The 19,407-nt window shown below is 46.5% G+C and carries 19 protein-coding genes; 7 read left to right on the forward strand and 12 right to left on the reverse strand.

The features are described 5' to 3' along the window. Positions 1 to 63: 63 nt before the first annotated feature. Positions 64 to 597, reverse strand: coding sequence for a hypothetical protein (locus MHB84_RS23000; protein ID WP_076291827.1), 534 nt, complete (start codon positions 595 to 597; stop codon positions 64 to 66). Between the two features lie 387 nt (positions 598 to 984). On the opposite strand from MHB84_RS23000, the gene MHB84_RS23005 reads away from it, so the two are divergent. Then, entirely contained in the window at positions 985 to 1,209 is a 225-nt protein-coding gene (locus MHB84_RS23005) for a hypothetical protein (RefSeq protein ID WP_076291828.1), read from the forward strand. Between the two features lie 437 nt (positions 1,210 to 1,646). Here the strand turns inward: MHB84_RS23005 and MHB84_RS23010 are convergent, their stop codons facing one another. Beyond that, on the reverse strand, positions 1,647 to 1,865 hold the full coding sequence (locus tag MHB84_RS23010; RefSeq protein WP_076291829.1) for a helix-turn-helix domain-containing protein: 219 nt from the start codon (positions 1,863 to 1,865) through the stop codon (positions 1,647 to 1,649). A 113-nt stretch (positions 1,866 to 1,978) separates the two neighbouring features. On the opposite strand from MHB84_RS23010, the gene MHB84_RS23015 reads away from it, so the two are divergent. Beyond that, entirely contained in the window at positions 1,979 to 2,248 is a 270-nt protein-coding gene (locus MHB84_RS23015; RefSeq protein ID WP_076291830.1) for a DUF6809 family protein, read from the forward strand. Between the two features lie 135 nt (positions 2,249 to 2,383). Here MHB84_RS23015 and MHB84_RS23020 read toward each other — a convergent pair whose 3' ends face one another. Together MHB84_RS23020 and MHB84_RS23025 are read right to left on the reverse strand one after the other, a co-directional pair. Then, entirely contained in the window at positions 2,384 to 3,745 is a 1,362-nt protein-coding gene (locus MHB84_RS23020; protein WP_076291831.1) for a right-handed parallel beta-helix repeat-containing protein, read from the reverse strand. A 553-nt stretch (positions 3,746 to 4,298) separates the two neighbouring features. Further along, positions 4,299 to 5,891 carry a catalase gene (locus tag MHB84_RS23025; RefSeq protein ID WP_076291832.1) on the reverse strand — a complete coding sequence of 531 codons (1,593 nt, stop codon included), beginning with the start codon at positions 5,889 to 5,891 and terminating at the stop codon, positions 4,299 to 4,301. Between the two features lie 188 nt (positions 5,892 to 6,079). Here MHB84_RS23025 and MHB84_RS23030 point away from each other — a divergent pair, with 188 nt between their 5' ends. After that, positions 6,080 to 8,062, forward strand: coding sequence for an ATP-dependent DNA helicase (locus MHB84_RS23030; protein ID WP_076291833.1), 1,983 nt, complete (start codon positions 6,080 to 6,082; stop codon positions 8,060 to 8,062). A 140-nt stretch (positions 8,063 to 8,202) separates the two neighbouring features. Here the strand turns inward: MHB84_RS23030 and cysK are convergent, their stop codons facing one another. The 4 genes from cysK to MHB84_RS23050 all read right to left on the reverse strand — a co-directional run bounded on the left by cysK (position 8,203) and on the right by MHB84_RS23050 (position 11,490). Next, on the reverse strand, positions 8,203 to 9,162 hold the full coding sequence (gene cysK / locus MHB84_RS23035; protein ID WP_218642266.1) for a cysteine synthase A: 960 nt from the start codon (positions 9,160 to 9,162) through the stop codon (positions 8,203 to 8,205). 280 nt (positions 9,163 to 9,442) lie between these two features. Further along, positions 9,443 to 9,829 (reverse strand): hypothetical protein, encoded by a 387-nt coding sequence (locus tag MHB84_RS23040; protein ID WP_064636668.1) that lies wholly within the window; start codon positions 9,827 to 9,829, stop codon positions 9,443 to 9,445. A 393-nt stretch (positions 9,830 to 10,222) separates the two neighbouring features. Continuing rightward, the gene (locus tag MHB84_RS23045) at positions 10,223 to 10,456 is read right to left on the reverse strand and encodes a hypothetical protein (RefSeq protein ID WP_064636670.1); all 234 of its coding nucleotides are present in this window, start codon (positions 10,454 to 10,456) and stop codon (positions 10,223 to 10,225) included. After that, positions 10,453 to 11,490 (reverse strand): nucleotide-binding protein, encoded by a 1,038-nt coding sequence (locus MHB84_RS23050; protein WP_076291834.1) that lies wholly within the window; start codon positions 11,488 to 11,490, stop codon positions 10,453 to 10,455. Before MHB84_RS23050 ends, MHB84_RS23045 begins: the two co-directional genes overlap by 4 nt. Positions 11,491 to 12,412: 922 nt before the next feature. Between MHB84_RS23050 and MHB84_RS23055 the strand changes: the two genes are divergently transcribed. Next, positions 12,413 to 13,135 (forward strand): YitT family protein, encoded by a 723-nt coding sequence (locus MHB84_RS23055; protein WP_076291835.1) that lies wholly within the window; start codon positions 12,413 to 12,415, stop codon positions 13,133 to 13,135. A 185-nt stretch (positions 13,136 to 13,320) separates the two neighbouring features. Here MHB84_RS23055 and MHB84_RS23060 read toward each other — a convergent pair whose 3' ends face one another. Then, positions 13,321 to 13,794, reverse strand: coding sequence for a DUF2188 domain-containing protein (locus tag MHB84_RS23060; RefSeq protein ID WP_076291836.1), 474 nt, complete (start codon positions 13,792 to 13,794; stop codon positions 13,321 to 13,323). A 223-nt stretch (positions 13,795 to 14,017) separates the two neighbouring features. Between MHB84_RS23060 and MHB84_RS23065 the strand changes: the two genes are divergently transcribed. Then, the gene (locus tag MHB84_RS23065; protein ID WP_076291837.1) at positions 14,018 to 14,818 is read left to right on the forward strand and encodes a lipid II flippase Amj family protein; all 801 of its coding nucleotides are present in this window, start codon (positions 14,018 to 14,020) and stop codon (positions 14,816 to 14,818) included. Positions 14,819 to 15,154: 336 nt separating this feature from the next. On the opposite strand, the gene msrA is transcribed toward MHB84_RS23065, so the two are convergent. Further along, positions 15,155 to 16,117 (reverse strand): peptide-methionine (S)-S-oxide reductase MsrA, encoded by a 963-nt coding sequence (gene msrA / locus MHB84_RS23070; RefSeq protein ID WP_076291838.1) that lies wholly within the window; start codon positions 16,115 to 16,117, stop codon positions 15,155 to 15,157. A 128-nt stretch (positions 16,118 to 16,245) separates the two neighbouring features. After that, entirely contained in the window at positions 16,246 to 16,857 is a 612-nt protein-coding gene (locus MHB84_RS23075; RefSeq protein WP_076291839.1) for a TVP38/TMEM64 family protein, read from the reverse strand. A 200-nt stretch (positions 16,858 to 17,057) separates the two neighbouring features. On the opposite strand from MHB84_RS23075, the gene MHB84_RS23080 reads away from it, so the two are divergent. Together MHB84_RS23080 and MHB84_RS23085 are read left to right on the forward strand one after the other, a co-directional pair. Then, a complete protein-coding gene (locus tag MHB84_RS23080) occupies positions 17,058 to 17,996 on the forward strand; it encodes a Gfo/Idh/MocA family protein (RefSeq protein WP_076291840.1) in 939 nt (312 codons plus the stop codon). Between the two features lie 83 nt (positions 17,997 to 18,079). After that, positions 18,080 to 18,394: a hypothetical protein gene (locus tag MHB84_RS23085; RefSeq protein ID WP_076291841.1), complete on the forward strand. Its 315-nt coding sequence runs from the start codon at positions 18,080 to 18,082 to the stop codon at positions 18,392 to 18,394. Between the two features lie 41 nt (positions 18,395 to 18,435). On the opposite strand, the gene MHB84_RS23090 is transcribed toward MHB84_RS23085, so the two are convergent. Beyond that, complete coding sequence (locus MHB84_RS23090; RefSeq protein ID WP_076291842.1) at positions 18,436 to 19,254, reverse strand: AraC family transcriptional regulator; 819 nt, start codon at positions 19,252 to 19,254, stop codon at positions 18,436 to 18,438. Positions 19,255 to 19,407 lie beyond the last annotated feature (153 nt).

Here is a 19,407-nt window from a genome sequence, read left to right on the forward strand (position 1 = left end):
TCTGGAACGGTTAATTGAGCTGGAAATCAATCTTCAGCAGGATGAGTAAAATAATAGAATTATTCATGGAATGTAAATCTTACTTTCTTGCGGATGTCTTTCAACTTCCTCTGCCATTATGAGATGCTTGTTGATAAGTGAGGTTGCTCTTCTATAAGAAAATATATAAATACGTGAGACGAAAGTAATAAAGATGATTGCTATAAATAAACAAGAGGTTATTTCCAGCACTGCTCCGAAGAAAGTAACAAGGGTATCGAGAGTGTCCTTAAAAACAGTTACTGTCAAACTGACTACAATCGCTAAGATTGGTATTATGGAAGAAACCATCTTTAGAATATCATCAAATAAACTTTCATGTGCGTATTGCTCTTTCTGCGTCTTTAAATGTACTAAAGCAGCTCTAAACAATTCATGGTCCTTTTGATGAAGGTTGTTATAGGATGCCAATAAAGCAATGGAGGTGGATATATCTCTTTTCTCAAAAGGAGCTTCAAGTTCCTGTTTTAGTTTTTTATAACGTGTTCGTTCTATTGGAACTGTTAGGGTAGTCAGGACGCTTAAAATTAAAATCATCCATAATAGGTAGTTGCCCATAGAATCCCTCCTATTTTTAATTAATTTTAATATCGGAATAAATGAGAACAGTGTTAATAGATGTTATTAATTGAATTTACTGAAATAGGGGTGCGATGGGTAATTGTCGCGGCCTTCTTTGTTAGGGATGGTGATGAATGTATGAGGATTGCTGATTAAATCTGTAGTAACACTATAGTAACTCGATAATATTATAAATCCATAGGAGTATGAAGAACTTTAGGAGGTAAGGAAATATTTCCTGCCTTCTATTTTTGTTTCTGGGGGTGAGAAATTGAAATGGTATCATAAAGCCATTTTTTCATTTGCGAATTCGGTTCATCCGCCTGCTGTAAAGCGACAGATAATGGGTTTTGGCAGGATGACCTCTCCAATATCATCAAACGGATGGGATATATTCAACTGGCTCCCGAAAAAGTACCAGAGTCTCATAATATTGATCTGACTAAACTACAGAATCATACAGCAGAAGAATTGCTTGAGATTCTTGTGTCTGTTCATCCCGATATTTCGCATGCGCTCTACAATTTTTTACGTATGGGTGACACTCCACTTACATTTACAGCTAAGAAGCAGAGTGGTAGTGACGTCAAGAACGGGCAGCATCGTTAGATGCAATCAAGAACTTACTGGACCCTCCGTCACCTGGTTATCAGCATGGAAGGTCGCTGGACAAGCTTGATACGATTCAGCGATGATGATCATGGTACGTGTGGTTTGTTCTGGTGAAATAGTTCTGAATCAGCGTTATAACATGTGTCTGATATCGTGCCTGTTTGGTTCAGGAGAGAAGAGGATATGAATCGACTTGTTCCTTGGAAATACATCAAAAAATCCACGTCCCCCTTGCTGTTAAGGAATGGTTGGTCAATAGAAAAAGATTAATACGCCGACATTCATCTATAGAGAGTTCGATCTTATGGTTGATGATCCTTACGGACGAACGCCCATAGCAAGTTTGAAAGGGTGAATACATTACCAGGGTACTAGTTTGGCTTTGCTTTCAACATGAGAGGACTTAGCCTCGGGTATGTAAAACTCAAGCCGAATCACTTTGATGGATATGGCCTTCTTACATCCGTCCGGTTCAAAAGATAATCTGTACTGGTCTGATGATAATCAGCCAACTTTATCAATATAGCTGTTGGAATATCCAACTCACCACGTTCATAGTTGCTATAAACACGTTGGCTACATCCGAGATAAGCGGCCATCTGTGTCTGGGATAAGTCTTTGTCTTCACGTAAATTGCGTATACGAGCATACATGTTCATCACCTCAACAACATCATACTTTAGCGTGTTATCCGCTATTGATTTTTAGCGTAAAATCCGCTAAAGTATAGTGAGAATAGTTGGTAAAAAGACTAGGTGGGGATAACATGTCAAACCTGATCGAAGATTTGTTTCACGGAAACCTGCGGTTGGACGAGTCGATTCATCCTGAGCAAGCTGAGTATCAGGAAATCAATCGCCAGATATCGGACCTGATGCAGGACTACAAAACACAGCTTACCGAAAGTGAATACGATGCTTTGGAACAATTGATAGACTTGATCGGACAGTCCACATCTATGTATGTGGAAGCGGCGTTTGAGCAAGGGTTTCGCACAGGCGGCAGACTCATCATTGAGGTTTTAGCCAAGCCGTGAGTATCTACCTATTTCATAAGCCAGCGGCAGACAGTACACAGCAATTCAAAAATCCCCTTCTCCATTACCACCGCTTAGGCGAAATGGGGAAGGGGATTTTGCTTTTAATTACTCTTTTATCTTATTACCTATCACCTACCTCGCCCCAATATTCGTACCCGATGGCGTACCCGAGCCGATCAAATCACTGCCACCCGCAAGCTTGAGGAAATTGCCCAGGACAGGCGTGCCATCCGCGCTACGTGTTACCGAAGGTACGAGGGAGACAAAGTCGGCTGCGCTGGCGAGCAGGCCTTTGGCGTTCTCACTTTTTTTGTTCTTCCACCAGACATTGGTGCTGCTGACATCGGTTCCGCTTGTTTTGTCACTGGCGCCGCCTTGGAAGGACAGGTTGTTGGTGAAGATGTGGGTGCCTACATCAAAGGCAAAGTTGCTTTGCCCATTGTTCCAGGAGGTGTTGTTTTTCATTTGGATGGAACCGGGATTACTATTGTAGGTGAAGCCGTGTTTTTTGTTATTAAACGCAATGCTGTTCTCGACGATGTGATTCACGGCGATTTTCTCGCCACCGAGCTTGAAGCCGTTACCATCACTGTTGGAGGTGGAGGTGCCGTCTGATGTTGCACCGTTCGCGTAGGCGATGCTGTTGCGGATGGTGACCGCCCCAATGGCGCCTGTGTCCGTTTTGCTATACAGATCCCAGCCATCGTCGACATTATAGGCCGCAATACAACCGTCGAAGACGTTGCCCGGGCCAACGGTCAGTTTGGCTGCAAAACCGTCAGCATCCTCACCATTATCCGGGTCATAGTTATCATGGGAATACGAACGAATCACTTCATTATATGCAGGCCATTCACTCTTGGCGGCAGTGGAAGCATAACGCCCCATTTGAATACCCGTATCCCGGTTATGATGAGCTTCGATCTGTTCCAGACGGTTGTAACTGCCTCCGATGAAGATGCCGTTGTCGCCAGCACCCTTCACCTCAAGCCCTTTGACGAACCAGTAGTCTCCGAACATTTGCAGCCCACGGTTGGTGGAAGCGAAGGCTTGGGCCGAGAAATCAAAGACTGGTTTCTCCGATCCATACGCCACCAGGTTTTTACGTTGTCCGGATGTACCGCTATTGCCACGCTCAATGGTAATGGTTTCGGAGAAACTGTAAGTTCCGCCTCGTAGATAGATGGTTTTGCCTGGGGCGATCTGGGTTAATGCGTTAGCGAGTGACGTAGGGCTGTTGAGTGTTCCCGGATTGCTGGCTGAACCCCCAGGAGACACATACAGATCACCCGCAGCAAGTGCGATATTCGAAGTCGCCACCGATTCAGAGGGATTTTGCAAGCTGCTCTCGATCAGTTCCTCAGCACCGACCGATCCACCACCAATCAATAATAGAGGGAACGCGGCGCTCAGACAGATCTGGGCCATTTTCGATTTCAGAGAACGTTCGGAACGTACAGATGAATGAGTGGATCTAGATGGGAATAATTTCATTACGCAAACCTCCTTGGTTAATTGGGAATAGAATGAAGAGCATGTGGTAGCCGTGTACCAGACCGTTACCTATGAGATAGATCATGCCGGCTGGTTAGATGTAATCTCTAGGACACAGCTTTATGGTAAATGTTGTAAGCGTTATCATCAATAATCATCTGATCAGATGGAGGTACATGCAGGCAGGTCAGGCCTGCAAGCTTCCAATGCCTTTAATATCACGTGAATTATGTAATCTTTCCATTGGGTGATAGCTCTCATTTAACGAAGGATCATCTGAAATGAACGTAGAGAAGTACGCTTTTCCATCCCCCGAGCACAAGTCTTACCTTCGATCCACTCATATGAACTTCATTTAATTTAAAATACATAGCTGCATGCATCCTGAAGTGGAGATTACACTCAAACTAGTCATGAAAAAGCCCTGATAGCAGCTACAACGGGCAACTTGACGATCAGGGCTATGTTTAATTCAGAATGTAATCTGCTTACTCAACATACTCGAATGTACTAACAGTGTCAGACTTATCAGTCTAAACGCTGTCCAGCTATTTTAATATCCGTCCGTCTCACGACTGCGTTTCTCTGCTTGCTCCACGCTTGGTTCATGTTTCGGTTGGACCGTTGCGCTATCATCGGTTGGAACAGAGGCCAACCCTTCAGAGACGCGTCGACCGTAATCCGCATCCGCTTGGGTGAAGTAAGAGATCATGCGCTCCCGGATATCTGGTTTGCATTGTGCCAACGCGCCAACCATATTGCTGATCAACTCATCTCGCTCCCAATCTTCGAATGCCCGATACGTATCCCCCGCTTGTCCAAAGTCATTAGTTCGCTCAATCTTCTCGCGGACAAGTCGACCTTCCACCAGTGGTTCATGATCCTTGCCACGTGGGGTTGCTTCTTTTAACCCACCGAGCGACGAAGGCTCGTAGTTCACATGCGGATTCTGACCCGGTGCACGATCCACTTGATACTGCATCTGCCCGCCGCTCTGGTTCGTCGCAACCCGGTTCTTCGGTGCATTTACAGGCAATTGCAGGTAGTTTGCACCCACCCGGTGACGCTGGGTATCCGAATAGGAGAAGGTGCGCCCTTGCAGCAGTTTGTCATCTGAGAAATCCAGCCCGTCCACCAAGACACCTGTACCAAATGCCACTTGCTCCACTTCATTGAAATAATCCTCGGGATTACGGTTCAACGTCATTTTGCCAACGGGTAGAAAAGGAAACTGATCCTGCGGCCACAGCTTGGTTGGGTCTAGCGGGTCAAAGTCCAGTTCTGGATGCTCGCCATCTTCCATCACCTGAACGCACAGCTCCCATTCGGGATAGTTCCCTTGTTCAATGGCGTGATACAGATCCAATGTCGCATGGTTGAAATTCTGGCCCTGAATCTCGCTGGCATCTTTTTGCAGCAGGTTGCGTATGCCTTGATTGAGCGGTTCCCAGTGATATTTAATGAGCACACCCATGCCGTCTTGGTTGACCCATTTATATGTATTGACACCCGACCCTTGCATCTGCCGATAATTCGCTGGAATGCCCCATGGAGAGAAGAGGAATGTCACCATATGGGTAGCTTCAGGACTTAGCGAGACAAAATCGAAAAACCGCTCCATATCCTGTGCATTGGTTAACGGATCGGGCTTGAAGGCATGTACCATATCCGGGAATTTGAGCGGGTCGCGAATGAAAAAGATTTTCAGATTGTTACCCACCAGATCCCAGTTGCCATCTTCGGTATAGAATTTTACAGCAAATCCGCGCGGGTCCCGCAGTGTCTCCGGTGAATGTCCGCCATGTATAACGGTAGAGAAGCGAACGAAAACGGGCGTTTGTTTGCCTTTTTCCTGAAATAGACGTGCACGTGTGTACTTCGATACTGGTTCACTCCCGGCTGTTCCATACGCTTCAAATATGCCATGAGCGCCAGCACCGCGGGCATGGACCACACGTTCCGGAATACGTTCGCGGTCGAAGTGAGTAATTTTTTCGAGAAAATGATAGTTCTCCAGCGTAGTCGGTCCCCGGTTGCCAACGGTTCGTACATTCTGATTGTCCGTAATGGGATGCCCTTGTCGATCCGTTAATGTCTCAGCTGATTTGTCTGAGGAATGCTCTGGTTGTGAAGACTGATGATTCATGGAGTGGAGCACCGCCTTTCCTTAAAGTGGATTCCTGTATATATTTTCCCTGAAAATTGGTTCTATACATTAAACCTCGCAAATAATCTCGTAAAAAAAGCTTGTCACCCGCTTCATCGCGTGAGATAATTAACTTTTGCCCTGCGGCCTTTTTTGAACGGAAAAATGAAAGAGGACCGCGTCTAAGAATGGAGGCTGACCTAGGATTGTCTACACAACGTTATCCTTTTGCATATGATCCGGCTGAACCTTTTGTATCCCGTCTGGGAGAATGGGTCGCCGATGTTTTTTACGATATTTTGCCAGAGTTCGGCTTCGAGGTACGGGATGAACAGATTTTTATGGCGTACCAGCTCGAACGGGCCTATGGAGATAAAAAGACCATTATGGCTGAGGCCGGTGTCGGAACAGGCAAGACGTTAGTCTATCTGCTCTACGCGGTCTGTTATGCACGTTATACGGGCAAACCGGCAGTGATCGCCTGTGCCGATGAGTCCTTGATTGAACAGCTTGTGAAGCCCGGCGGAGATATTGCCAAGCTGGCTGCACATCTGGACTTGGAAGTGGACGCACGTCTGGGCAAATCACCGGACCAATACGTCTGTCTGAACAAACTAAGTGCGATGCGATTTGCGGATGAAGATGCGCCTGTTATTGAAGAAGTACATGAGAGTCTGCCAGATTTTGTGAATACGCCGGGTACACTTCAGGCCTTCCATCCGTATGGTGACCGCAAACAGTATCCACATCTGAATGATCGTCAGTGGAACAAAATCAACTGGGACCCGTTCCAGGATTGTTTTGTTTGTCCAAAACGTCAACGTTGCGGCCTGACGCTGTCGCGTGACCATTACCGTCGTTCCAAAGACATCATCATCTGTTCCCATGATTATTACATGGAGCATGTGTGGACGTATGATGCGCGCAAACGCGAGGGCCAACTGCCCCTGCTGCCTGATCACAGCTCAGTTGTATTTGATGAAGGACATTTGCTGGAAGAAGCAGCCCTGAACGCACTGAGCTACAAATTGAAACACCGCATCTTCGAGGAACTCGTCACTCGCCTGCTCGAAGGTGAGATTCGTGAATCCCTCGCCGAGCGTGTGGATGAAGCGATTGAGAGCAGTGAACGATTGTTCGCGCTGCTGGATACGTATACGGTAGCCATTCCCGGATCGGAACGGAAAGAAGTGCGGGTAGAACCGCCGCTGCTGCGTGAGATTGAACGACTGACCAGCGTATTGGATGCGATCGGCGAAGAATTGGTATTTGAGAGCGGATTGTTCTCGCTGGATGGCTATCAGATGCGTGTCGTGGAAGAACATTTGGACATGATTCAGTCTGCACTTGCGTTGTTCCGTAAGGAAGATGGATACATCTGTTGGGCTGAAGAGAGCGAAGACGAGATAACCTTATCGATCATGCCGCGTACCGTGAAGGAAATTCTGAACGAGCGTGTGTTCAACACAGGTATTCCAATCGTGTTCTCCTCTGCGACGTTATCTGTGGACAGTTCATTCCGTTATGTGGCGGACAGCCTGGGCATTGATGATTTTGTATCGTTCTCCGTGGCTTCCCCATATGACTACGCGGACAAAATGCAGATGAAGATTACAGATGAAACTGTACCTGGTCACCCGGAAAACGAAAATCGGTTGCGTGACGCCGTGACGCTGCTTCAGGAGAGTGGGGGTCGTGCCCTGATTCTATTCCGTACGATGGAAGAACTGCGTGCATTCAAGCAGGACATTGTTCATGTCCCTGAGGCTCAAGGGTTACGTTTTATGTATGAGGGAGATCGGGAAATTAGTGACCTGATTGCCGCTTTCCAGGAGGATGAGGAAAGTGTGCTATGCTCCGTCAATCTGTGGGAAGGTCTGGACGTTCCAGGACCGTCATTATCCAATGTCATGATCTGGTCGCTCCCGTATCCACCACAGGACCCTGTATTTAATGCAAAACGTACAGCGTCAGCTGCACCTTATGAAGAGATCGATCTTCCATACATGTTGCTGCGCGTGAAGCAAGGTCTGGGACGTTTGATTCGGACCAGCAGTGATTCGGGTACCGCCGCGATTCTCGATGAATCGTTGTACAGCAAAAAGGAAGCCAAAGACCGCATTGCGGCTCTGCTTCCCGAAGGTGTAGAATGGACAACCCTGACTCACTAGTTCACATTCATATTTAGAATATTTAATTTAACTGGCTCCCGTTCCAGAATAAGTACTTGTACGCTACGGATTCAACGTCCGGCTGTGATCAAGCGCTCATTTTGGAGGGGAGCCTTTGACTTGTGCAAGAGTTTTCTTTGTTAAAAAATACCCATGCTCAAATACCGTTCCCCGGTATCGGGCGCAATGCAGAGCACCCGGTGTCCCGGCCCCAGTTCCTTCGCGATGCGAAGGGAGGCCCACACCGAAGCGCCAGAGGAAGGGCCGAGCAGCAGCCCTTCCCGGGCAGCAAGCTGCCGCATCGTATCCAGTGCATCCTCATCGGACACCTGGATAATGGCATCCCACACGTCGGTATTCAGAATGTCCGGAATAAACCCCGGACTTGTACCGACGAGCTTGTGGGGTCCGGGCTCGCCCCCGGACAGCACCGGAGAACCTTTTGGCTCTACCGCATAGATACGAATATCCGGCAGCTGCTTGCGCAGTTCTTCTCCCGTTCCGGTGATGGTACCGCCTGTTCCCGCCGTTGCGATAAAGGCGTCCAGCTTGCCTTCCATCTGCTGCAAAATTTCGGGAGCCGTGGTGATCCGGTGGATGTTCGGGTTCGCCTGGTTCTCGAATTGCTGGGGAATGAAACTTCCTGGAATGTCGGCCTGCAGTTCTTTGGCCTTACGAATCGCACCAGGCATTCGTTCCGCAGCAGGGGTAAGTACGACATCTGCACCATAGGCTTTCAGGATATTGATGCGTTCCTTGGACATGTTGTCCGGCATGATCAGAATGGCCTTATATCCTTTGGCAGCAGCATTCATCGCCAGACCGATGCCGGTATTGCCGCTGGTTGGTTCGATAATGGTTGCGCCTGGAAGCAGCAGCCCTGCCCGTTCAGCCTGAACGATCAGGTTATAGGCGGCACGGTCTTTGACGCTGCCGCTGGGGTTGAAATATTCCAGCTTGACGTATACGTCAGCGGAATCGCTACCTGTAAGTCTGTTCAGTTTAACGGCAGGTGTCTGGCCGATCAGTTCGGTAACATCTGCGGCAATGCCTGTATGTGCGGGTTTTTGATTTTTAATTAAATGCGAATTCAAGTCCATGAAGTACAACTCCTTGATTGATAAGACGTTGAAAGCAATTCCAATGAACAAGTCTGTCCGCCGTTAATGGCAGGCAGGTTTGTTGCTTATAGGAATCCATTTTCATTACAAGTCTGAACGGAATGTACAGACAAGTCTATTCCATCTTAATGAACGCAGCCTTCCGGGGTCAACCTGTTTCGATTAGGCAGAAGGGTGAGGATTCTGAGGAGTAAGCGAACTAAGTGGACTAAGAATTGTGAATTCAAGCGATGACGGGTACATTAAGCAGATGAATCAGCTATAACGGCTGGGTCAAGTCCATATCCAAATGCCGACTAAGCTCTTTTTTGACTTCATTCCGTGCGAACGTCCATAGCATATAGAATCGCTGCAAATATCCTCTGCACAGATACTGGGTTTCGATTCCATCAACTTGCCGTTTCTCCTCCAGAACCTTAACGCCACGAGTTCTCATCTGTTTGCGAAGCGTCAGCATTTCCTTAAGTACATCATTTTGAATGCGGGTTAGAGACAGAATGTACACCTCTGGCATTTTGAGCTGCAACGTATCCAGTGTGCGAATATCCCGTTCAAGCACATCCAGCAGCAGGGTGCGTACAACCATGCTTTTAATCAATCGGTGGTCTTCATCCGCAGGGGATGGGGCGGAAGGGGATGATGACATACTTTCACTTCCTTAACCTTGAATTCGGACATGTTCTTATTTACAGAACGTATGTTCTTATATTATAATCAATATATGCAATGATGATACATAATACAACCGAGAAATATTGGAAGTAGTCCGTATGCGATTGATGTTGAGGTTGTAGGCGGTGAAATAGGGACAGGCCATCTCCAAAATAAGGTATAATATTTGGGTTTTGCAGGAAACCTAAGGGCATAAGAAAACGACTTAATGCATCAGAGGAAGAGATGAAGAGCTTTTGGTTCGTTGATTGGGGAAGGTTATGAAGAATTGCCAAGGTGTTGCAACAAAAAAGCCCCTGCCTTGGGCGGCGGGGCCAGAGATGATCTGCCGAACCAGACGGCAGAGTTGTATATGAGCATAAAGCGGTTAAGCCAGATACTGAGGCTTCTCATAAAGAGCCTCTTTTTCCAGAATCACTTTGTAAGGTCTTTCTTTACCCTTCAGTGAAGGGCCAATCGTAGTCAGCGGTACGGCCGGTTTGTGGAAACGATCTTCTTCCTTGGGTTCCGGAACCGGTCGTGATGATTCGGGCGCAGAACTGAGGCGTACCTTTTTCTCGCTGCCCCAGCGCTTGCTTATTTTTTTCGTTTCCGGTTTCATTCCGGTTCGCCTCCTAACAAATCGTTGATGGCGTTGAACAGATGACGATTCTCCAAATCCATCTGCTGAAATATCGCCTCATCCGCTTCAATATGTCCAATAATATGGACTGTGATTACATACCTCTTGGCTACAGGATAGCATAGCAGATACTCTTTCTCAAGGTAGTCGTCGTAGAGATTGATCTTGATTTTGTTCTCCCGGTAAGAATCAATAACCAGAATTCGCTTCGGATCATCAGGCTGTTTGTCGTCGTTGGCGGACAAGTTATATTTTCTCCCCGGTTCCCCAACATTACCACATAATTGTTCAATATGACCACTGTCATCTGTACGGTATATGGCAGTTCCACGCACGGCAAATGGAGGAAGGGATACAAATGCACTTCGAAGTGCATCGCTCATTCGCTCCAACATCACCGAATCTGCTTTGCGGGTACGCAGTAACTCCCTGAAGAATCGCAGTAGCTTGAGCAACTGTAATCGGGCTTCGCCCTCAGACCTTTTATGTTTCTCGATGATTTTTTCCACTTCGGGATCGCTCCATCGTCCCTGTTCTTCGATGCTGTTTGCGATTTTGGAACAGGCCACCGAGACGGCTGGCGCCCATTTCCCGTCTGAACGAATTTCATAAACCAGTGGATTTAATCCCAGGAGGTCTGTAGGCATGCGTAAACCTTCGATCTTGGAAGCGTCTTTGATGTCCGTAATATCTTCAGGGAGAATGAAAAAAATACGCTTTCGTCCTAGCCGACCCATAAACAAACCCATTTCCAGCATTGTATTATCACGGACAGAGGCATAGTACTTCCCGCGAATTTTCGATATATCATCCGGATGAAAAATAAAAATGGCAAAGTCAGTCGTACGCACTTCTGTTTCCAAATCGTCCATGGTATAACTGCTTGGATTAAAAACTCCGGAGTACCAAGGGGTAACTTCGGCCGAGAAACGCAAGTTTTCGTGTACTGCGGCTGCAATCGGCTTCGCTTCCAGCGAGCAGCCAATAAAGACTCTTGGCTTTAACGTTTTCATTAATCCGCCTCGCTTAAACGGGTAGTGGGAATCAATTGTTATATTATACCATAAACAGCAGAGTAAGTCTGGAAACGTTTAGCTGGACCAAGATAAGCCGATTACATTTGCTATAGTGTATGTGCAAGAGGGAAATGATTCCTTTAAAATCCGCGGAAAAATAAAAAATGGACCCAAATTGTCACAGTTGGGTGACTGGATAGTTATATTTGGAAGCTTCAGTCATAGAATGAAGGAGCAGGTAGCACCATTAGTTAGAGAAGCTTGTCCTGGTGTGGCTGTTTGACGGCTTATGCAGGCCAGAGTGTGCTTTTTGCGCATATTTGAAGGGTCTGCTGTTTCGACCCAATCACATCGGTGTTATATAATAGAAGAACAAGCAAGTTAGCTTTGGTGTTTAAGCAGAATGAACGATTACACGTTTTGAATCATGTTGAACTTACATTCACACAGGAACGAAGAGTGCAGAACCAGTCTGTAGAAGCGAAGCGCTCGCCTTTATCAACGAATTTTCCCCTTTGAAATATGGGATCAGAAAAATTCGTGGATAACAGCGATCGAAAGAGGGTTCTGCAATCGAAGTGGGTTAAGTGTGATATCAGACGTTCGACTTTGTGAATAGTGTAATATTTCAATTCGTTTAACCAAGCATAGCTAACCACCAACAGACAGAAAGGATCAGGATACCATGAGTTCCCGAAGGATAATCTCCCCAAGGACGATCTGGAAACGTTACGATCTCTCTTACACTTAGCGCCCCTTGTAGAGTACACCACCGTAAAGAAAAAAACGGCTGACTCTGCGAAAGAGGGGATTGGAATGAATAATATTCGAAGGACAAATACGATGATTTCTTCCAGGCTTGCCTTTTGCAGGGTACGGTCGGTGCAAACCAACCTTTACAAACTGCGAGGGAACCTGAATGAAGAGAACATCGTTAACCTTACAACAAGTTAAGACAGAGGCGGGAAAGTTCGCCATTATGCTGCTCGGAACATTTATTTTGGCATTTGCCTACTATCACATTAATTTTCAGAATCATTTATCGGAGGGCGGATTTGTCGGTCTGGCCCTGCTTGGAAAGTACGCGACAGGCTTATCACCTGCAATCGGCATGCTACTGCTGGATATTCCAGTCATGATTCTGGCCTGGTTCCTCAAGGGCTGGAAATTCATGATTCAGGCGCTGCTGGGTGTGGCCGCATTCTCATTGTTCTATGACGGGTTTGAGCGGTACTCTACCCTGGTCATTCCGTTTCATGGTAATCTGTGGATTCCGGCAGTCCTGTCCGGTGTTATTACCGGCGTGGGAGCTGGCATGGTGCTACGATTCGGAGGAGCGACAGGTGGAGATGACATTCTGGCGGTGCTCATTAGCCGTTGGAAGGGCTGGAAGCTGGGAACGGTTTTCTTTGTCAGCGATGCGTTTGTACTCGGATTGTCGCTTTTCTTTCTACCGGTAAAAGAAACTTTATATACCATTCTGGCCGTATGGATTGCCAGTAAAGTGATTACGTACATGGTCAGTTTCCCGGCTCGCCGGACGGTTACGACCTCAGCTGTGAAACTGCCCGTGTCGACTGCAGCCAAAGTAGTCAGCGGTGCTTCACAACGAGTTCCAGTGGCTAGAGGGGTTTCGCATTAAACGTAACGACCACCCTATTCGAAATGAAAGTTGTTTGAATAAGGTGGGCTTGCCTCATACCACACACAAAGCCCTTTTGCATGCTTGATGGGAATCATTCCATTAGCGGCGAAAGGGCTTTTTTGCTTGCCTAAAAAAATTAACGTAATACATTCACGATATATCCTATTTTAGAACAGATTCACTTAAGGCTTAATGGAAGAGGCAATTTGTCCATCTTCATTATGGATAATAGCCCGAATGTTCTGTTTTTCACTCTTTTCTTTGGCAGCATCCACAGCTTCGGCTTTGGTTCGGAACGTAGCCAGAGATTTGGATTGACCTTCTTCCTTGATGGCCCAGCCAGAGTCGGTAGGAACCACATGAATATTATCATGGCTTTTGGAAGAAGTGACAGGTTCGGAATGACGGCGTGGAGATGAAGATTTTCCATGTTCTGATTTGCTGTCTGATGAAGGTTGTTTCGTACCCTGCTTCGAATGCTTCGATGTGGGATGGTTCTCATCCCATTCTTCCGCTTTGGCAGTAGCGATCGCAATGGAGCGTCCTTCCTCATAACCGTCATCCAGCAGTGCATTGGCAATTTCAATGGCCTTATGTCTGACACGAGGCTCCAGATTTTTCATGGAAACGGGATAATCCTGTTTGTTCCACGGCATATTGATTCCCTCCTGTACAATATAAGTTATTTGTATATTACCCTGTACCCGGATGAATAAACGATTATTGTGGAGAACCTTGAAGCATACGCTGTAGTTTTGGTGCATTCTACTGTTTAGCTTCTCTGCCCTTTTCTATACTTTTATGTGGATGAGGAGTATAATGCTTCCATACTTGAAATTACAATAGAAGCTCATTAGAAAAAGATAAGGAGATTTACATATGTTTAGTTTGAGCCTAGCCATTCCTATGTTGTTTACGATGCTTATTCATGCCGCTGACAGTCTGTCCTATGCGCTGCGCCTTGGGGGATTACGTACTCGCAGAATCGCGCTGGCCTTGTCCCTGTCCGGAATTTTGCTGCTGGTGTCGCGTACCTCCAATATGGCCCAAGGGCCGATGGTAGGTAATCTCGTGGATACTGCGACGAATGGAGGTAACCCACACTTTGCAGCACAGCTGCACTGGCTAATGGGTGCGGCTACGGTAGGGACAGCCCTGGCTATTCTAAGTTTTCCAACGATGGTCAAGCTCGCTTCCCGAATGGTCGTTCATTTTGAGGCGGCAGGATCGATTCCTTCCATGGTTCGAGGTCTGCTGAAGCGCAGCAAGTTCAAAAATGCGATGTATTACATTACTCCGCCATCATGGAAAATGGCAAAGCTATTGGTACACAATGGAATGCCCAGACGTCTAATGACGTTGAACATAGCGGTGACAGCGATCTATACGACTGGAGTTCTGTCCAGTCTGTACGCTGCGTATCTTTATCCGGGGCAGGCTGTAGCTGCTTCGCAATCCACAGGACTCATTAATGGAGTAGCAACTATTCTGTTAACCATTCTGATTGATCCTCGCATTTCGTTGCTCAGTGACAAATCTCTGCGTGGTGAAATCCGGCTGGATCGAATGAATCAGATCTATGGCTGTATGCTTGTATCCCGTTTATTTGGCACATTGTTGGCTCAGTTGTTATTGATTCCATTTGCCTACTGGATCGGCTGGATTGTGAGTATGATGTAAGCTAATTCCAATCTATATACAAAAAAAGAGAAATAAAAAGGGGACTTCCCATGCGTCATGAAGATGACGGGAAGTCCCTTTTTTAGTCTTACTTAATGTCTAACGAACGGAGCACAAGTTAATAGCTCCAGTTCCCTCAAGTCTGCGGTTTAACGAGTCGTAGAGACATTATTTCATCGCTTTACATGTGCTGTCTCAGGCTGTTCCGCAATTTCACCGGAATAACGTGACTGAAATTCGTTAAAATTAGCATACCAAGTGAATTGTCCTCTTAAGATGCGATCGATTCGCTAGCGCTTCTTAAATACGTAAATACGTACTTCAATGAACCATTACTTAATTAAAAAGTACGGCGTATTCGGCATATCCTTCTTTTTCAAGATCTTCTTTGGGTACAAAACGAAGGGCTGCGGAATTGATGCAATAACGCATTCCACCAGCTTCGGCAGGGCCGTCATTGAACAGGTGACCCAGATGGGAATCCCCTTCACGACTTCTCACTTCGGTACGAATCATGAAGTGGCTGAGATCCGTTTTTTCCTTCACATTGTAGTCACGTAGTGGACGGGTGAAGCTTGGCCAGCCGCAGCCTGAATCGTATTTGTCGGTGGAACTGAACAATGGCTCACCGGATACGATGTCGACGTAAATTCCGTCACCGTGGTGATCCCAGAACTCGTTATGGAACGCTGGTTCGGTTGCGTTGTTTTGGGTAACTTCATATTGCAGCGGCGTCAGACGCTCCTTCAGGCCGTCTTTATCCACTTTGCCGGACCAGTTGCGTTCGATAAAGTCTTCACGTCCAGAACCTTTACGGTACCGTTTGTAGTGCGCAGGGTTTTTGTGATGGTAACCTTGGTGATGCTCCTCTGCTTCATAGAACGTTTTCGCTGGCAAAATCGGTGTGAAGATTGGTTTGTCAAAACGTCCGCTTTGTGCCAAAGCTGCTTTGGAAGCTTCTGCGATCTGGCGTTGTTCTTCACTATGATAGAAGATGGCTGTCTGATAAGATGATCCACGGTCATGGAATTGTCCACCCGTATCTGTTGGGTCGATCTGTTGCCAGAACAATTCAATGAGTTTCTCATATGGGAAGATGGCAGGGTCGAATGTAATTTGAACGGCCTCTACGTGACCTGTCGTTTCCGAGCAGACCTCCTCATATGTTGGGTTCTCCGTATGTCCTCCTGTATATCCCGATACAATCTTATGAATACCGGGTAGTTCCTCGAAGGGGGATACCATACACCAGAAGCACCCGCCTGCAAAAGTTGCTTTTTCACTAGTATGTTGTTCCATGCTATAGTCACTCCATTTCTGATGAAGAATGATATTTTGGCTTACTCTTCTATTATATCCCGAATTGGCAAGCCAACCAAGCAGGATCGTAAAGAGGATGAGTCTGAAATGTTTCTGACTGTTCCGACTTAGACTTTTTTACGAGAGCGTAAGCGAAACCAAAGTAATATTATCGTCATGAACACGAGATAACCGGCAAGGATTAACAGGCTCACCCAGATTGATGATTCTGCTTGTGCACCCGCATAGGCAAAAACAAAAATCGCAGGCAATTTGCCAATCGCTGTCGCAACCATGAACACCCAGAATGGGGTGTAGGTAATGCCCGCATAGATATTAACCGCCATTTGCGGCACGATGGGCAACAGTCGCATAGACATGATACCCATGAAGGGATGAGCCTCCATCCACGTTGTAAATCGATTTAAACCCCGAATGCGTTCGAGATAGGTTCTGGCCTGATTTCGGAATATCGTTCTTGCTCCGGTGTATACCAGCAGTGCAGCAAATGTGGTTCCAAGCCAGCATATCCAGGCTGCTGTTGCAGTGCCGTAACTGTAGCCAAAGGCAATAATGACGATTTTGTACGGAATTACGGGTACAAGAGCAAACAACGTCGCCATGGCGAGTAAAAGTGGTATGGACTGATGCAGATCGGTCCAGGCCAGTAGTTCATATCTGTAAATAAACGTGACTCCGGCAACTAAAACATATAAGAGGAGCCATAACCATTTTCGCAAAATCCCAAACGCTCCTTTCAGACCAGGAAGGTCTTACCGTATCCCAATCCGTATTGCTATCTCTCTAAAGTTTACCACGTTCAACCAAAGGATGGACAATTCGTACCGGTTCTAGCTGCAATCACTGGCATGTTGCTGTCTGAAGGGTTACACTATAGGACGTAGAAATATAGAACTCATCTGAAGGTGGAATGATCATAATGGAAACAACCAAGCGAACCCGTGCTGCGATCATCGGACTCGGGGATATTGCACGTAAAGTATATTTGCCGCTGTTGACTGCCCACGCTAACGTGGAAATTACGGGGATTATGAACCGTTCTCCCGAGCCGGTGAAGGAAATACAGTATACCTATAGATTGAACAATGGAACAACGGACATAAAAGAATTGTTGTCCTGGGATCTGGATGCGGTGTTTGTACATACAGCGACAGAAGCTCATTTTGACATCGTTATGCAATGTTTGGAGCGCGGGCTGGCAGTATACGTGGACAAACCGCTGTCCTATACGTTACGGGAGTCGGAAGAAATGACCGCATTTGCTGAAGCACAGGGTCTTCTTTTGGCGGTAGGTTTTAACCGGAGATTTGCACCGTTGTATCAAAATGCGAAGGAATGGATGCAGGCTGGACAGGGTTTTGAATCGCTGACAGTTACTAAACATCGGACAGGAATTCAGGATCGTCCCGCTGCAGAAACCATCTATGATGATCTGATTCATATCCTTGACCTGATGTTATGGTATTCGGATCACAATGTGCAGCTGCTCCATCAGTGGATACGTAAAAATGATCTGGACCGACTGTTGCATGCGGCTGGTTCAGCCAAGCTGGGCAGAACGGCATTTGGCAGATTCGATATGGTACGCCAAGCAGGAGCGGATCTGGAGAAGATTGAGCTGTATGGCGGGGGAAGATCGGTAGAAGTGCTGAACATGGAAATAGCGAAGTATGAGGAACGTGGTGCACAGGAACGCAAGGAAACCTTTGGCAGCTGGGAAAGTATTTTGACCCGAAGAGGATTCACAGGAGCAATTGATCAATTCTTGGCAAATCTTGAAACCCCGGATGACTGTGCCATCAGTGCAAGTCATGTCATGGACAGTCATGACCTGGCCGAACAGCTTATTCGCGGTTAATCTTGAAGAAGGTCGTGCGGGAGTGTGAATGAAGCCTTCCGCACCAATGATTCATTAAACGATATTGGAGGAAGTATAATACCATGGATGAATATGAAAAAGAACGCAACAAACAGATTGAGGAAGCTGTAATTGAGACGTATAAACAGGAAGAGGAAATGATGATTCTGGTATTTGCCCAGTGGTGTGTCAATCATGGACTGGATCCGGAAGAGATGTACCAGCAAGCCTACCCGGAACAACTGAGCAACGAGCGTTTGCAGCAGGTGCTGAAGCTAGTTGTATCCAAGGAGGAAGCCGGTGACATTCCGGACGACACTGTATTGGGCGTGTTATCCATGTTTGGCAATGAAGATCTGGCTATGGTTGTATCCGAGGTGATTGCCAAGCGCAAATAAGTTTCGGTTACGAATAATACGTATACGTATTAATGAAGCGATTACATCTGTTCCCGGTGAATGACGCGGAATTCTTTGGGCGACATGCCGAACCGGGAGCGGAATACCCGGTGGAAATACGTATAATTGTTAAAGCCGGAAGATTCGGCTACATGTTCGAGTGTCATTGGACTAAAAATGATCCGTTCCCTGGCCATGTTCAGTCGTACATCCAGTGTATATTGCATAATACTTTTACCAAACGCTTCTTTGAAGAGATGAACTCCCCTTGATACACTGATTCCAATATGGGTAGCTATATCTTCAAGCTTGAATAGAGAAGAAGCGTTTTCCTCGATGTAACTTTTAATCTCATATGCCACATAGTTGGTATTAGTAATCGTCGGATGCTCCGAGAGCATACGATCCACTTCAAGACAAAGAATTCGCATATAATAACTGGCGATTTCTGGGTAAGGATTGGAAATACGGCGCTGCTCCAGTACGAGCTGACGAAACAGGGTAAGCAGGCTTTCGGTTAGCTGCACCTTGATCCGGTTCGGCCTCTTGTGATGTTTCCACCACTCATCCACCCATTCTCCATTGAAGAAAATATGGTAATCACCACTCTCCACAAGTCGTTCGCCCATCGGATTTTGCTCTTTGTCTATTCTCAGTTCATAGGGCTCATCTGGACTAAACAGAAGCAGATCACCCGCATCAACAAGCGACATCTCGCCGTCTACACGGGCTCGACAACGTCCGTCCGTCTGGAGCCTCAACAAGTAATTCTTTACTCCCTCAGGGTGCAAGCCTATATAAGGTTTGCGATGAAACGAGAAGCCTGCTGTAAGAACCTGGCAGGAATAATCAGTCGGCATTGGCATACTCCTTGCAATTTGAAAATTATGACCAGATAGTTCATGTTTCGATCATATTATTCATTTTAATTGAAGCCGAAACGGAATACCATAGTATTAAATTCAAGTGCAACACTTAAGCGTAAAACCTTCAATTACAAATATGCAAATTTA

This window comes from Paenibacillus sp. FSL F4-0087, assembly GCF_038020215.1.
Classification (GTDB): Bacteria; Bacillota; Bacilli; order Paenibacillales; family Paenibacillaceae; genus Paenibacillus; species Paenibacillus taichungensis.

Bases quoted from the DNA above. Each gene is read 5' to 3' on its own strand.
- MHB84_RS23015 (WP_076291830.1), top strand. From the start codon at position 1,979: ATGTCAAACCTGATCGAAGATTTGTTTCACGGAAACCTGCGGTTGGAC.
- MHB84_RS23080 (WP_076291840.1), top strand. From the start codon at position 17,058: ATGGAAACAACCAAGCGAACCCGTGCTGCGATCATCGGACTCGGGGAT.
- MHB84_RS23030 (WP_076291833.1), top strand. From the start codon at position 6,080: ATGGAGGCTGACCTAGGATTGTCTACACAACGTTATCCTTTTGCATAT.
- MHB84_RS23040 (WP_064636668.1), bottom strand. From the start codon at position 9,829: ATGTCATCATCCCCTTCCGCCCCATCCCCTGCGGATGAAGACCACCGA.
- MHB84_RS23000 (WP_076291827.1), bottom strand. From the start codon at position 597: ATGGGCAACTACCTATTATGGATGATTTTAATTTTAAGCGTCCTGACT.
- MHB84_RS23025 (WP_076291832.1), bottom strand. From the start codon at position 5,891: ATGAATCATCAGTCTTCACAACCAGAGCATTCCTCAGACAAATCAGCT.
- MHB84_RS23050 (WP_076291834.1), bottom strand. From the start codon at position 11,490: ATGAAAACGTTAAAGCCAAGAGTCTTTATTGGCTGCTCGCTGGAAGCG.
- msrA (WP_076291838.1), bottom strand. From the start codon at position 16,117: ATGGAACAACATACTAGTGAAAAAGCAACTTTTGCAGGCGGGTGCTTC.
- cysK (WP_218642266.1), bottom strand. From the start codon at position 9,162: ATGGACTTGAATTCGCATTTAATTAAAAATCAAAAACCCGCACATACA.
- MHB84_RS23045 (WP_064636670.1), bottom strand. From the start codon at position 10,456: ATGAAACCGGAAACGAAAAAAATAAGCAAGCGCTGGGGCAGCGAGAAA.
- MHB84_RS23055 (WP_076291835.1), top strand. From the start codon at position 12,413: ATGAAGAGAACATCGTTAACCTTACAACAAGTTAAGACAGAGGCGGGA.
- MHB84_RS23065 (WP_076291837.1), top strand. From the start codon at position 14,018: ATGTTTAGTTTGAGCCTAGCCATTCCTATGTTGTTTACGATGCTTATT.
- MHB84_RS23020 (WP_076291831.1), bottom strand. From the start codon at position 3,745: ATGAAATTATTCCCATCTAGATCCACTCATTCATCTGTACGTTCCGAA.
- MHB84_RS23090 (WP_076291842.1), bottom strand. From the start codon at position 19,254: ATGCCGACTGATTATTCCTGCCAGGTTCTTACAGCAGGCTTCTCGTTT.
- MHB84_RS23010 (WP_076291829.1), bottom strand. From the start codon at position 1,865: ATGTATGCTCGTATACGCAATTTACGTGAAGACAAAGACTTATCCCAG.
- MHB84_RS23005 (WP_076291828.1), top strand. From the start codon at position 985: ATGGGATATATTCAACTGGCTCCCGAAAAAGTACCAGAGTCTCATAAT.
- MHB84_RS23060 (WP_076291836.1), bottom strand. From the start codon at position 13,794: ATGCCGTGGAACAAACAGGATTATCCCGTTTCCATGAAAAATCTGGAG.
- MHB84_RS23085 (WP_076291841.1), top strand. From the start codon at position 18,080: ATGGATGAATATGAAAAAGAACGCAACAAACAGATTGAGGAAGCTGTA.